This is a genomic window from Huijunlia imazamoxiresistens (assembly GCF_037132455.1).
Lineage (GTDB): Bacteria > Bacteroidota > Bacteroidia > Chitinophagales > Chitinophagaceae > Flavisolibacter > Flavisolibacter imazamoxiresistens.
The window spans coordinates 168,235-183,075 of sequence record NZ_JBBBEI010000001.1; the positions used below are offsets into that span (position 1 = coordinate 168,235).

The 14,841-nt window shown below is 54.4% G+C and carries 7 protein-coding genes; 6 read left to right on the forward strand and 1 reads right to left on the reverse strand.

All coding sequences use genetic code 11. From position 1 onward, the window contains the following. The first annotated feature begins 54 nt into the window (after positions 1-54). The 5 genes from V9K67_RS00445 (at position 55) to V9K67_RS00465 (ending at position 8,602) form a co-directional block, all read left to right on the forward strand. A complete protein-coding gene (locus V9K67_RS00445) occupies positions 55-1,359 on the forward strand; it encodes a nucleoside hydrolase-like domain-containing protein (protein ID WP_336719288.1) in 1,305 nt (434 codons plus the stop codon). 30 nt (positions 1,360-1,389) lie between these two features. Beyond that, positions 1,390-2,724, forward strand: coding sequence for a pectate lyase family protein (locus V9K67_RS00450; protein ID WP_336719290.1), 1,335 nt, complete (start codon positions 1,390-1,392; stop codon positions 2,722-2,724). 216 nt (positions 2,725-2,940) lie between these two features. Continuing rightward, a complete protein-coding gene (locus V9K67_RS00455; protein WP_336719291.1) occupies positions 2,941-3,717 on the forward strand; it encodes a M57 family metalloprotease in 777 nt (258 codons plus the stop codon). Positions 3,718-3,944: 227 nt separating this feature from the next. Continuing rightward, positions 3,945-5,891, forward strand: a complete 1,947-nt coding sequence (locus tag V9K67_RS00460; RefSeq protein ID WP_336719292.1) for a glycoside hydrolase family 97 protein — start codon at positions 3,945-3,947, stop codon at positions 5,889-5,891. Between the two features lie 182 nt (positions 5,892-6,073). Next, complete coding sequence (locus V9K67_RS00465; protein ID WP_336719694.1) at positions 6,074-8,602, forward strand: cellulase N-terminal Ig-like domain-containing protein; 2,529 nt, start codon at positions 6,074-6,076, stop codon at positions 8,600-8,602. A 97-nt stretch (positions 8,603-8,699) separates the two neighbouring features. On the opposite strand, the gene V9K67_RS00470 is transcribed toward V9K67_RS00465, so the two are convergent. After that, positions 8,700-12,878, reverse strand: coding sequence for a hybrid sensor histidine kinase/response regulator transcription factor (locus tag V9K67_RS00470; RefSeq protein WP_336719293.1), 4,179 nt, complete (start codon positions 12,876-12,878; stop codon positions 8,700-8,702). Between the two features lie 290 nt (positions 12,879-13,168). On the opposite strand from V9K67_RS00470, the gene V9K67_RS00475 reads away from it, so the two are divergent. Next, positions 13,169-14,818: a glycoside hydrolase family 43 protein gene (locus V9K67_RS00475; protein ID WP_336719295.1), complete on the forward strand. Its 1,650-nt coding sequence runs from the start codon at positions 13,169-13,171 to the stop codon at positions 14,816-14,818. The last annotated feature ends 23 nt before the right edge of the window (positions 14,819-14,841 follow it).

Sequence of the window (14,841 nt, forward strand, 5' to 3'; positions counted from 1 at the left end):
AGGGACCTTGTTTACAGCGACAACCGATTTTTAGTTTGAAATTTATAAAGTAGCATGAATAAACTTATTTTGCTTTCCGCCTTTTTATGTGGTTTCCTTTCGTTATCCGCACAGAAACCCATTCCCGTAAAACCCCGCATTTTAATCAGTACGGATATTGGCGGAACCGATCCCGATGATAACCAATCCATGATCCATTTCCTGATGTACAGTGAAAAGTTCAATACCGAAGGGCTCATTTCTTCGCCTTCATATGGCACGGGAAGCAAGGAGGAGATCCTGCGCATGATTGATTTGTACGAAAAAGACCTGCCCCGGCTGCAAAAGCGCCAAAAGGGTTTGGCGACTCCCGCGTATTTACGCTCGATCACCAAACAAGGCAAACAGGGGCATGCTCCCTATTCAGGTATTTCCACCGCTACGGAAGGATCGGACTGGATCATCCAGTGCGCCCGGAAGAAAAGTTCCCAACCGCTGTGGGTACTGGTCTGGGGCGGACTGGAAGACGTGGCGCAGGCCTTACATGACGCCCCTGAAATTAAAACCAAAATAAAAATTTATTGGATCGGCGGCCCGAACAAGAAGTGGAGCGCCAACAGCTATGCCTATATCGTGGAGCACTTCCCGGATCTTTGGTTCATTGAAGACAATTCGTCGTATTATGGCTTTTTTTCCAACAACGGCATGCCCGACAGTGTGAAAACCACCAATTATTACGACAGGCATATCCAGGGGGCCGGCCACATGGGCAAGGCCTTTAAAAACTACTACGGCGGCAATGTAAAAGCAGGCGATACGCCCTCCCTGTTATACATGATGGACGGCGATCCCAACAATCCCATGAAAGAAAGCTGGGGCGGCAGCTTCGAAAAGTTCGATCACAGCCCGCGTATCCTTTTTCACCGCAACACCACGCTGGCCGATACCGTAACGGTCTGCTCGGTACTGGAGTTTCATTTCCAGGGACCCAAAATCAATATTCCTGCCGATTCCGCCTGTTTTACCTTAAGCGTGAAGGCTGGTATCGGCGAGCAGAAGTGGGACGGCTATTACAGGGGCGACGGGGATTACGTGGTGCGCTATATACCCAAGCAATCGGAAACCCTTTCGTATACCGTCACTTCACCCATTGCCGGTTTCCGGAAACAATCCGGCCAGCTGGTGGTGGATAACCTGTGGCCGGGGAAAAAGAGGGAAACCGATTATCCCTTAGGACCTCATTGGTATACCGACCGCAGCGACCCGAAGTTGTATGACGGGAAGATCCAGGGCGGCATCACGGTAAAGAAATGGCGAAACGAGGTGCTGCAGGATTGGGCGAAGCGGTGGGCCTGGTTAGGTGCAGGGGCTGCAAAATAAATTTTTAAGAAACCAACTAAAATAAATCTTGTGATCCGGATATTCCTTTCCCTCGCCTTTCTGGCGCTTTTTGGAAACAGCGGTTCTTCCCAGCAATTGGCCTTTCCCGGCGCTGAAGGCTTTGGCGCCTATGCCAAAGGCGGCCGCAATGGGACCGTACTTTATGTCACCAACCTGGAGGACAGTGGGCGGGGCAGTTTGCGCTGGGCCGTGGAGCAGGAGGGGGCCCGTACGATCGTCTTCGGGGTATCGGGAACCATTGAGCTGAAAAGCAGGTTAAACATCAGCAATCCGTTCCTCACCATAGCCGGGCAAACCGCACCCGGGGACGGCATTTGCCTGAAGGGAGAGACCCTGCAGATCAAAACCCATGACGTCATCATCCGGCACCTCCGCGTGCGCCTGGGCGATGGCTTGCACGGGCAGGGCAGCCTGCAGGGAAAGGACGCCATCAGTATATCCGAAGGCCAGGATATTATGGTGGATCATTGTTCGGGAAGCTGGAGCCTGGATGAGATCTTATCCACTTCCAGCAGGAACCCGGACCTGACCCGGGTGACCGTGCAGTGGTGCTTTATCACCGAAGGCCTGAATCCCGATAACCATGGCTTTGGTTCCCTCATTCGCGGAACAGGCGGTGCAAAGTACAGTTACCTGCATAACCTGTATGCTAATAACCGGGGAAGGAATCCCCGGCCGGGTAATTATGATTCCAACCCGCACGACAAGGATCCGGAAGGACTGCTGCTCGACTTTAGGAACAATGTCATTTATAACTGGGGCGGAGAGCATGCGGGCTATAATGCCGATAAACAAAGCGTTACCCGGCTCAATTATGTAAACAATTACCTGGTCCCGGGGGCGGATTCCAAAGCTACCGGGATTGCTTATGCTACCGGTTCGCCGTACAACCGCGACTACTTTGCCGGAAATTATTACAATGGCCAACTGCCTGGGGATCCCTGGAGCCTGGTGCTGTTTCAAAAAAGCTGGACGGCCGATCAAATCCAGGCTTATCAGCAGCGCAAGCCCTTTGAAACGGGACCGGTGCAAACGGAAGACGCCCCCACCGCGTACCGGCGGGTGCTGCAAACAGGAGGGGCTATCCTGCCAAAACGGGATGCCGTGGATCGTCGTATCGTAAATGATGTCCGGAACCGCAGCGGGAAAATCATCAAAAGCCAGGAAGACGTCGGCGGCTGGCCGAAACTACAGGCAGCACCTGCCCCTGCGGACGCCGACCGGGATGGCATGCCGGATGCATGGGAGCGCCAAAAGGGACTGGATCCAAAAAATCCCGACGACAGGAATAAGGTGGCCGCCGACGGATATACGATGCTGGAAAACTATATCAACAGTCTTTAACAGCCGATGGCCGGCGACAGGGAAAAAGGAATAACTGTCGTGGTTAAACGTTTCTACTTATTTTCTTTTGGAACGTTCTTAAACGGCGTCTAATGGAAAGTAAATACGCTATAAAAGCGGCGTAAGTTTCAACGATCATTTACCCTTTTCGGCCGATTGGAAAGGGGAAAGCGGTAAAGCCGAGGGTAATTTTGTCTTGTCAAAAATTTATACCCTATGACAAAGTTTAACCTGTCGGTTACCAAGGTAGCCCTTATCCTTGCCCTTTTCGCGACGTTCCAATCCTGTAAGAAGTCCGATGTCCAGGAGGTGACGCCCGCAACCGAAAGTAATGACATCGCAGCCCTGCAACAATCCGTAGCCAACTCGCTGGGTGCTCCCGCTGAAGCTGTCGTTTACAACAAAGCGTTAAAGCAATTTGTAGTGGAAGAAGACAGCTATGTATCACTGGAAGACGCCCAACTGCGTTTTGGAAACAAGGGTGTTGCCAGTGCCGTTACGCACCGCGAGCATTTCTACCTGATCCAGCCCACAAAGATCAATGCGATTAAAATTTACGCTGATACTACCGTTCCCGCAGCCTGGCTGACCGCCCTGGATTCGGCCATCGCCTCCTGGAACCGCACCGGCAGCAAGGTGTACATGGAACGGATCAATACCGCCACCGGCGCCACTACCAAAGTGACCACCAACTACGCTGCATCTTCCACTATCGCCTCGGCCGCTTATCCCGACTATTACGGCAATCCCGGCAACCGCATGACCATCAATACCTACCAGAACGGCCTGACCGCCTCGAAGAAGCGTTTTGCCATCACCCACGAACTGGGACATACCATCGGTTTCGGCCACACCAACAGCACCTGGGGTTATGCCATCGAAGGTACGCCCACCACGGATTCGTATTCGGTGATGAATTCCACCGTACTGAACTGGAGCAACTTCACCTCCTGGGACCTGCTGGCCGTACAGACGCTGTATCCTGCCTTATAAAGCAACCGCCCCTTATCTTCTTTCAGCCATAATCGTTTCGATTATGGCTTTTTTTTGCTCTTGTTGAAAAGGGGCAGGCAGGGCAATGACCATGGGCATTTGTTCCCTAATTTTTAACAAATTTACCCATCCCTTGCGGGTGCCTTCCCTAGCTTTACGGGCTCCCGGCAGGGCCATGGAACGACTGCGGTCCTTCCGCCACAAACAGATTGCCGCCAATTATAATTATGAAACTGAACAAAACGCTCTTCCGGGGCCTGCTGGCCCTTCTGCTTCCCGTTCTTTCCCAGGCACAGGACGCCACCGTGTCCAGCCCGGACCAACAACTGAAGGTTTCCCTCTCGGTCACCGAAGGAAAGCCGGCGTACACGGTTAGCTACAAAGGCAAAACGATGCTGGAAACTTCCCCACTGGGACTGAAGACCAACGAAGGCGATTTTTCCGCCGGCATGAAATTCCTCGGCAAGTCAGAAAGCACCGTAGAGAAAAGGTACACCCAGCAAAAGATCAAAAAATCGGAAGTCCACTATACGGCCAACAAGCTTACCTGCACCTTTGAAAATGCGCAGCAAAAGAAAATCGCGGTGGTGTTCCAGGTTAGCAACAACGATATCGCTTTCCGCTACGAGCTGCCGGCCTGGGGCGAGCGGATGAGCTGTGTGGTGGAAAGCGAAGCCACGGGGTACCGGTTTCCACAGGCCACCACCACCTTTTTATCGCCCATGATGGGGGCGATGGGCGGCTACGCCCGTACAGCGGCCAGCTATGAAAGCGGTTACGCACCCGATGCGCCGCTGGGAAAGCAAACCTCCCGCAAAGAAGGCTATGTGTTCCCGGGCCTGTTCCATATCGGCAAGGACGGCTGGGTGCTGCTCTCCGAAACAGGTGTGAGCAGCCTGTACTGCGCCGCGCACCTGGGCGAAGCTTCGGCGGACGGGCTGTATACGGTGGCGTATCCTGATCCCAGGCAAAACAACGGTTTCGGAAGTACCGGGGCGGCCCTATCGCTTCCGGGCATTACCCCCTGGAGAACCATAACGGTTGGCGACGACCTGAAACCCATTGTCGAAACGACCATTCCTTTTGACGTGGTCGACCCGCTGTACGAGCCCTCCCAGGAATACAGGTTCGGGCGTTCCTCCTGGAGCTGGATCGTGTGGCAGGACAACAGCATGAACTACGAGGACCAGGTGAAATTCATAGACCTGGCCGCGGCGCTTCGGTTTGAGTACATCCTGGTGGATGCCTGGTGGGATACCCGCATCGGCAGGGACCGGATGAAGCAACTGGTGGCCTATGCCGCTTCCAAAGGAGTGGGTGTCTTCCTGTGGTACAATTCGAACGGGCCGTTCAACGATGCGCCGCAGGGCCCCCGCAACAGGATGAACACCTCCGTGGAACGCAAAAAGGAAATGAAGTGGCTGCAGCAGGCCGGTGTCAAGGGATTGAAAGTGGACTTTTTCGGCGGCGACAAGCAGGAAACGATGCGCCTGTACGAGGACATCCTGTCCGACGCCAATGACCACGGCCTGATGATCGTTTTCCATGGCACCACCCTGCCCAGGGGCTGGGAGGTGATGTACCCCAACTACGTGGGCAGCGAAGCGGTCATTGCCTCCGAAATGCTCGTCTTCTCCCAGCAGGTGCGGGAGTCGGAAGCTTTTTATGCCTCCCTGCATCCCTTTATTCGCAATGCGGTCGGCAGCATGGAGTTTGGCGGCGTGTTGTTAAACAAGTACCTCACCAAAAGCAATAAAGAAAGAAACCAGCGATTGACCACCGATGCCTTCCAGCTGGCTACGGCTGTCCTGTTCCAAAACCCCGTACAGATGTTCGGCCTTACGCCCAACAACCTTACCGATGTTCCCGCTTTTGAGCTCGATTTCCTGAAGAACGTACCGACCACCTGGGAGGAGACGGTTTTTATTGAGGGCTATCCGGGAAAGTACAGCGTGCTTGCCCGGCGCCACAAGGACCAATGGTATGTGGCCGGGGTCAATGCCGAAAAAGAAGTGTTGAAACTGAAGCTCAAGCTGCCGATGCTTGCCGGAAAAAAAGTGCGGCTGTACCAGGATGACAAAAACCGGGAAACCTATGCCAAAGAAGTGGAGGTGGGCAAAAGCGGGGAGCTGAAAATGGAGCTGCAGCCCGGGGGCGGATTCGTTTTGAATTAAACGGAAACGGGCGGGGACTTTATCAATCGTTCCCAAAATTTGACGGAATGTATCCTCCCCGCCCGGAACCCGGTTTTACTTTTAGCCGGATACGCATACCCCGCCCTTAGCGGTGAATGTAACCTATGACAGGGCCTTTAAGCGTTTGCAACGGGGTCAATAAAGAACTTTTTTTGAGCGACATGAAAAGACAAGCATTTTTATCAGTGGTACTGCTGCTGCTCGGCGCATTCAATTTTGCTTCGGGCCAGGTTTTGAAATTAAATGATCTTGAGTATTTCGAGACGCAGGGGGTCAATGTCCTGGTGTATAATAACCTTTTTACCGGAGGTTTTAACGACGAGAAGAATGCCGGGATCGAATTGATCCACCACGGCGTCAGAACCGCCCAGGGGGGGGCGGTGCGGCTTTCCCATACGCCGGAACAGTGGGACCTGGTACCGGACGTACCCTCCCGCAAAGTAGACCGTGCGTCGAAAACCATTGAAACGACCTTAAGGTATAAGGATTACGATTTTGAATCGCGGGTGGTGGTCCGGCCGGAGGGTAAAGGTGTTGAAATAGCGGTTTACCTGGATAAGCCCGTTCCCAAAGCGCTGGAAGGGAGTGCCGGGTTTAACCTGGAGTTTCTACCCTCCCAATATTGGGGAAAAGCCTATTTGATGGACGGGCGTTATAATCGATTCCCCCGCTACGTGGTGGGGAACACTATGACGAGGCCGAACAGTGAAAAGCCAAAGCAGTACAAGGGGTATAAAACGTACGACGACAGGGGAACCGGCAAATTCATCGACCCGCTTCCGCTGGAAAAAGGGCGCACCTTTCTTTTGGCTCCCGATGAGCCCTCGCGTTTGGTAAAAATCACCTCTCAGGATGCCGACCTTATGCTTTTCGATGGGCGCATGCTGGCCCAAAACGGCTGGTTTGTAGTGCGCAGCACCCTTCCGGCCGGAAAAACAGGCAAGGTGCTGACCTGGAAAGTGGAACCCAATGCGATCAATGGATGGATCCGGGAGCCGAATATCGGTTTCTCCCAGGTGGGCTACCTCCCTTCCCAACAAAAAGTTTCGGTAATTGAACTCGACAAGAAAGATAAACCGCGTGAAAAAGCATCGCTGTATAAAATAGGCGCCGACGGCAATGCCACCGAAGTGTTCAGCGGCAAAGTCGTACCCTGGGGCAACTATTTTAAATACCACTATGTAAAATTCGATTTTTCTTCCGTCAAAACCCCCGGCATATACTATATCCAATATGGCAATTTTAAAACCAACAACTTTTTAATAGAAGAGAACGTTTACGCCAGGATCACGGATGCCACCAGCGATATATGGATTCCCATACACATGAATCATATGTTCGTAAATGAGGCGTACCGGGTATGGCATGGCGAGCCTTTCAAGGAGGGCTATCGCCAGGCTCCCCCCGGCACCGATCATTTCGATCTTCATGGCCAGGGACCCACCACCGATACCAGGTATAAACCACTCGAACGGATCCCCGGGTTAAACATAGGCGGTTTTTTCGACGCCGGGGACTTTGATATCGAAACCGGGTCGAATATCAGCGTGGTGCAGAACTTCGTCCGGACCTGGGACTATTTTAAACCCTTACGTGATCAGACCTTTGTGGACCAGAAGCAACGCTATGTCGATCTGCACCGGCCCGACGGAACGCCGGACGTATTGCAGTTTATCGAGCACGGCACATTGAACCTGGTGGCGCAGGCAGAGATTGTCGGCCACATGACCCAAACGCTCTCGAATGCTGTTTTGGACAATTACCATCACCTGGGCGACGCCGCCTCCTTAACAGACGGCCTCCCTTATAATCCGGAGCTTAGCCCTTATGAAATAGCCGCTGATGGCCGATCCAGCGGCGTGAAGGATGATTTATGGGCATTTACCAGCCGTAATCCCGACCTCGATCTCAGTGCCGCAACGATGCTGGCAGGAGCCAGCCGGGCATTGAAGGGGTATAACGACGATCTTTCGGCAAGAGCGTTGCAACAGTCGAAAAGACTGCTGAAAGAGGCAACGGAATTACTGGCCAACCGGCCGCAGGACAGCCTGGGCAGGAGGCGCGGCTCGGATATTTCCACCAATCTTCAATTGTACATCTCGACCCGGGAGCAACAATACCTCGATAAATTCCAGCAACTTTTATGGCCTGCGCTGGACCGTAACCTCAATACCGTCCTGCTGACGGCATTAGATGCCCTGCCGCATATGGATGCCTCCTATAAAGAAAAGCTCCGGCCGTATGTCGTAAAGTTCAAAGAGTATATCCAAAAACTGGAGAAAGATAATCCCTACGGAGTGCCCATCGGCCTGGGCAACTGGGCCGGTAGCGGTGACGTCGTGAACTTTGGTACCACGATTTGCTTTGGCAGCAAACATTTCCCGGACATTATCGACGCCAGCCATGCTTTTAAGACCAGCAACTACCTGTTTGGCTGCCATCCGTATCATAATTATTCCTTAGTGGCAACGGTGGGTGCTACCCGTCCCAAAGCCGTCTTTTATGGGAATAACCGGGCTGATTTCTCCTTTATCCCGGGCAATCTTGCTCCGGGCTTATTATTCAGGAAACCAGACCACTTTGAAAACTACGACGACTGGCCCTTTTTCTGGGGACAAAACGAGGGCACGATTGCCGGAAATACGGGTTATTTAATCTTTGGATCAGCTTTTAAAAACTTAGTAAAATAAATGGATAAAGCCCTGCACAACCGCAGGGCTTTATTTTTGGATCTTAATGAGCGGGGTGCGCCGGTTTTCTTAATCACCTGCTGAAGGCGGGTCCTGTTTATGGAGTGGGCCCGTCATTTTCCTTCAGTTTTTCTCCTTTTCTCATTTGGGCCAGGTATTCGGAAGGCAGCATATTGTATTTTGCTTTGAAGGATTTTGCAAAATAGTTGGGGGTGGAATAGCCGACGGAATAAGCGATCTGGGCGATGTTCATGTCGCTTTTCTCCAGTAAGACGGTTGCCTTCTCCAGCTTTACGGAGCGGATGTATTCCACCGGAGTCTGGCCCGTAACGGCAAAGAGCTTATTGTACAAAGAATTCCGGCTGATCCCCATATGCTTACTCAGGTCTTCCACCGATAATTGGGGATTGGTCAGGTTTTCCTCCAGGTACAGCATCACCCGGCCCAGGAATTTCGCTTCCTCCGATTCGATTTTCACCTCGGGGGTCAGCACCTTGACCTGTTGGGTATACGTATCCTTAAACTTGCTGTTCAAGACCAGCAGGTTTTTCACCTTGGCGTTCAGTACTTCAAAATTAAAGGGCTTGGTGATGTAGTCGTTGGCCCCGGTTTCCAGCCCCTTCAGCTGATCCTGCTCTCCGGATAAAGCGGTCAGCAGGATCACCGGGATATGGCCCGTCCGTTTATCCTCTTTGAGCTTGCGACACAGCTCCATGCCGTCCATATAGGGCATGCTCACATCGCTGACGATCAGTTGGGGATGTTGCGACAGGGCCTTTTGCCAGCCTTCTTTTCCGTTGGCCGCTTCCACCACCCTGTACTGCGTCCGCAGGTTGTCCTTCAGGTACAACCGAAAATCCTCATTGTCTTCCACCAGCAGGATGGTGGGCGGCTCCAGTTGCCCTTTCAGGGTGCCTGTTCCCGCGCTGGCTGCCGGCGTTTCCGACAATGCTTCCCCTTCGGGCACCTCCATGGGTTCCGGCAATGGTTCGGGCAGGAGCGCTCCCGGTCCCTTTTCCGCAACGGCCAGGGGCGTGAAGGGCAGGTGGAGGGTAAAGGTCGTTCCCTGCCCGGGCGCGCTTTCCACCTCTATGGTGCCGCCCTGCATCTGCACAAATTCCTTGGTAATGGACAGGCCGATGCCGGTTCCCTGGTTGAGCACGGCCGCTGGGGTTTCGTGTTGAAAGAAACGCTCAAAGACCTGCTCTTTCTGATCGGCGGGCATACCAATGCCGGTGTCGCTTACCTTCAGGGACACCCAGGTGCGGGCAGGGTCGGCAGCATGTTCCTCCTGGTCCAGTTCCAGGCGGATGGTGCCGCCTTCCAGGGTAAACTTAAAGGCGTTGGACAGCAGGTTGAACAGGATCCGCTCGATCTTATCTTTATCAAACACCGTATCCAGGCGGTCGATCCGGCTGTTTAGGAGAAAACGGATCTTCTTGCGCTCCGACAGGTCCTGGAAGGAATCCGACACCTCTTTCACAAAGGACACGAATTCGCCTTCCGTGGGGTGCAGCCTCAGTTCGTGTTCTTCCATTTTGCGGAAATCCAGGAGCTGGTTTACCAGGTTGAGCAGGCGCCTGGCGTTGCGTTGGATCATCCGCAGGTGGCCGGGGAGCTTTTCCCCCTTTTCACCGGAGAGCAACTGGTCCACCGGCCCCATGATCAGGGAAATGGGGGTGCGGAATTCATGGCTCAGGTTGGTTAAGAACCTGATTTTGAGCCGGTCCAGTTCCCGTGCCTGCTCGGCCTCTTTGCGTTCCTGTTCCCGGGCGAAGGCCTGTTTGAGCCGTTGGATGCCCTTGTGCCGCCCGTACAGCACCAGCCCGGCAAGGGCCAGTACATAGAAAAGGTAGGCATAGGCCGTGCGCCAGAAGGGGGGATGGACATATATTTTCACGGAAGTGACCGCTGTATTCCAGATGCCTTTTCTATTGCTGGCCCGCACCCGGAACACGTATTCACCGGGGTCCAGGTTGGTATAGGCGGCGGTTTTGGAAGTGCCCACGTAGTTCCAGTCCTTATCAAAGCCTTCCAGCTTATAGGAATACCGGTTTTGCTCCGGCGTGGTATAATTCAGGGCGACATAGCCCAGGGCGAAGTTTTGGCCATAGTCGAGGCGGATTTCCCGGGCTACGGAAATATGCGCTTTCAGGGGACCTTCTTCCGAGGGGGCCACCGGCTTATTGTCCACCCGCAGGCCGGTCAGCAGGACGGAGGAAACCTGTTTGTTCGGTTTCAGTTGCCCGGGGTGGAAATAATTAAAGCCCTCCAGGCCGCCGAAAAACAGCTCTCCGTCCGTGGTCCTCAGGCCGGCCCCGCGGACAAAGTTGTTGTTCTGAATGCTATTGGGGTAGGTGTGCCGGGTGAACTTTTGGGTGCGGGCGTCATAACTGCTGATGCCCTGGTTGGTACTGATCCAGATCCGGCCGGTTTTATCTTCCAAAATCTCGTAAACGCTGGTGCCCAGCAGTTCTTCTTCCCCCGGAAAGGAAATAAACCGGTCTGTTTTCGGGTCCAGGTAACAGATGCCCCCGTTGAAGGTACCGATCCAGAGGGTCCCCCGGCTGTCTTCCAGGATACAATGAATGGCATTGCTGGGGAGTTGGCTGTTGGCATTATTATAGACCCTGAACTGGCCGGTGGATGGGTTCAGCCGGGCGATGCCCGATCCATAGGAGGCGATCCAGATCTGTCCCTTGCGGTCCTCTTCGATATCCCGGATATATTCATTGACGGGCAGGGCCCGCTCGTCGGCAGCCACCGGTTGGGGCAGGTATTTTAAAAAAACCTTGTTTTCGGGGTTCAATACGTTGACGCCCCCGCCATTGGTGCCCAGCCAGACGTTTCCCTTGCTGTCCTCCCGCACGCAGAAAATATCGTTGGAGTTGATCGTGCCGGGACCGGCGCCCGCCTTCATTTGGCGGTAGCTTCCGCTGCCCCCCTCCAGCACAAAAAGCCCGTCGGAAAAGGTGCCCATATACAGGCGGCCCTTCCGGGTCATTTCCAGGGCCAGGATGGAAAGACCGTCCGTGGGGCTTTTCCCTTCGGCGGTTACCGGCAGGTGGCGCAGGTTGCCGGACTTCCGGTGGAACAGGCTCAGTCCTCCGCCATCGGTGCCGACAAAAATGTTCCCGGCCTTATCCTCGGCAAAGGAGGTGACCACCGAAACATTGAGGCCGTTCTCATCCATCGTGTTGAGCTGCTTGAAATTGAACAGGTTCAGGTTCTTATCGTACTTATTGACGCCGCCGCGGTAGGTGCCCAGCCAGTAGATGCCTTCCTGGTCATCAATGGAAATACAGCGGACCGACTTATTGGTCAGGCTGTAGCTGGTGCGGTTATCCGGCCGGTAGCGGGCCACCGCACCGGTTTGGGGGTCCAGGATATTGACGCCTGCTTCCGTACCCACCCATAATTGGTTGGCGGCATCCGCCGCCACGGAAAAGATAAAGTTATGGCTTAAGGTGTTGGGGTCGCTGTTGCTGTGCCGGTACGAAATAAAGCCGGTGCCGTCCGGCTTTAACCGGTTCAGGCCATCGGCGGTGCCGACCCACAGGGTGCCCTGTTTGTCTTCCGCTATGGCCTTTACGATATTATGGCTCAAACTGGAAGGATCTCCATCCGCATGCTGGTACCGGGTAAAGGAAGCCGTCGCCCGGTTGTACCGGAATAAGCCCTGGTTGGTGCCGACCCACATCCGGTGTTGGCGGTCTTCAAAAAGGCAGATGATCCGGTCGGTGGGGATGCCCCCGGGGCGGCGGGGATCAATGGGAAAGCTGGAAACCCCATTGGTTTTGGGGTCGAGCACCTGCAGGCCCCCGTAATAAGAGGTCCATATTTTTCCCTGGTAGTCGCTGCAGGCACTCCGGGTTAAATTACTGTTGTGGGGGGAGGTGGTCGGGTTGCGGGGGAAATGCCGGAACCGGTCCTTTTTGCGGTCATAAAGACTGACCGATCCTGCGACGCCGCCGACCCACAGGTTGCCCCACCGGTCTTCATGGAGCGCAAGGATTTCATTGATCTGGATACTGGTCGTGTCGTTGGGCTTATGCCGGTATACGGTCACATTGGTGCCGTCAAACTTGTTCAGGCCGTCTTCGGTGGCGAACCATAGCAGCCCGTAACGGTCTTTTACAATCGCGTTTATGGTATTGGAGGAAAGCCCCTGTTTAGGACGCAGGGAGGTAAACTTGATGTCCCCATTTTGCGCCCGGGCCGGGGGCAACAGGTAAAATACGCAAAAGCAGCAGGAAAGAAACTTATTCAATGTCATATGGCTCCGCAAGAATCGTTTAAAAAGGATGCGAACAGGGGCCGGGTTCCTGGTGACGGCGCCCTCCTTCGGAAGATGTCCTGCAAAGATAACCGCATTGCCTCCCGTCACAGAGGTACAGAAGGGTCCAAAAAAGGGAACAAATGTAAATTTGCCCTCCCTCGATGTTCCCCCTTTTACTTCCCGGTCGAGCCGGTGACGGCCGGTTGGAGGGCGACGGGACAATTGTGCTTTTCTTTTCGCCAAACGTGCCCTTTCCCCGATGGCGCTTCCGCTACTTTTACCTCCAGATGAAAAAGCTCCTTACCTTATTATGGACCCTTCCCTTGTTTATGGGCTGCGGCACGGCGCATAAAACAGCCTCCGACGGAGGCACTGCGGAAGCCGCCGGCAGCAACCCTAAAAACGCCGGTTCCTTCAGCACTCAGTATACCAACCCGGTCATCTGGGCGGATGTGCCGGATTTGTCGGTCACCAGGGCCGGCAGCGATTTTTATTTGATCAGCACCACCATGCACCTCATGCCCGGCGCTCCCATTATGAAATCGCGGGACCTGGTGCACTGGGACATGACCCGCTATGTGTTCGACAGCCTCACGGATCATTCCAAGTATAATTTAACGGGCGGAACGGTATACGGACGGGGCCAGTGGGCGTCGTCCATCCGGTACCATAAAGGCAGGTTTTACGTACTGTTTTCCCCGAACGACCAGCCCTTCCGGTCCTATATCTATACGGCTACGGACCCCTCGGGCAAGTGGGACCTCCTTTCCCGGATGCAGCATTTTCATGACGCCTCCCTTTTCTTCGACGAGGACGAAAGGGTGTATGTATTTTCCGGGACCGGTTCGCTCAAAGAGCTGAACCAGGACCTGTCCGGCGTCAAGCCCGGCGGTGTCGATCAAAAGATTTTCGAGCGGGATCCCGAAGAAACGGGCCTGCTCGAAGGCAGCCAGGTGGTGAAACATAACGGCAAGTACTACCTGCTGATGATCTCCTGGCCCCGCAACGGGAAGCGCCGGCAGGTGTGTTACCGGGCCGACAAGATCACGGGTCCGTATGAAAAGAAAGTGATCCTGGAAGACAACTTTGGGGGTTTCCCCTATGCGGGACAAGGCTGTATCATGGATGATGAACAGGGAAACTGGTACGGCCTGGTGTTCCAGGACCGGGGAGGCGTAGGCCGGGTACCCCTGTTGATGCCCGTGCGCTGGGTGGACGGCTGGCCGATGCTGGGCGATGAAAACGGCCGTGTGCCGCTGACCGGGCAGGTGCCGTTAAAGACCGTCGAGGCGGGACGCCGCATCGTGGACAGCGATGACTTTGCCGGCAAGCACCTGAAGACCACCTGGCAGTGGAACCACAACCCGGTGCCTGCGGCCTGGTCGCTGACGGAGCGCCGGGGCTTTTTGCGGCTGAAGACCAGCCGCGTGGTGGACAACCTGTACGCGGCGCCCAATACCCTTACCCAGCGTATGGAAGGGCCCGGGTGCAGCGGGGTGGTGGCGATGGAGGTATCGAAAATGAAAGACGGCGATGTGGCCGGTTTCAGTGCCTTTAACGGGCATTCCGCCCTTTTGTCCGTCCGTAAAGAAGGTTCTAAAAAATACCTGACGATGTCCACCCATGTCGTGAACCTCGACAACGCCAGTAAAGCCATCCGGGGCGTGGAAGCGGAGGAGAAAGCCCGCATCGAAATCACCGGCGACCGCATTTACCTGCGCATCGATGGTGATTTTCGCCTCGGCAAGGACTTCGCCGACTTTTATTACAGTGCGGACAACAAAAGCTGGATCCCTATGGGACCCCAGTTCAAAATGCGGTTCGACTATACCCGGCTCTTCATGGGTACCAAGTTTGCCCTGTTCAACTATGCCACCAAAGCACCCGGAGGCTATGTGGATATAGACTTCTTTACGTACAGGAGGATGCCCGGATAGTACAGCTGAAGCATCGGTACAAT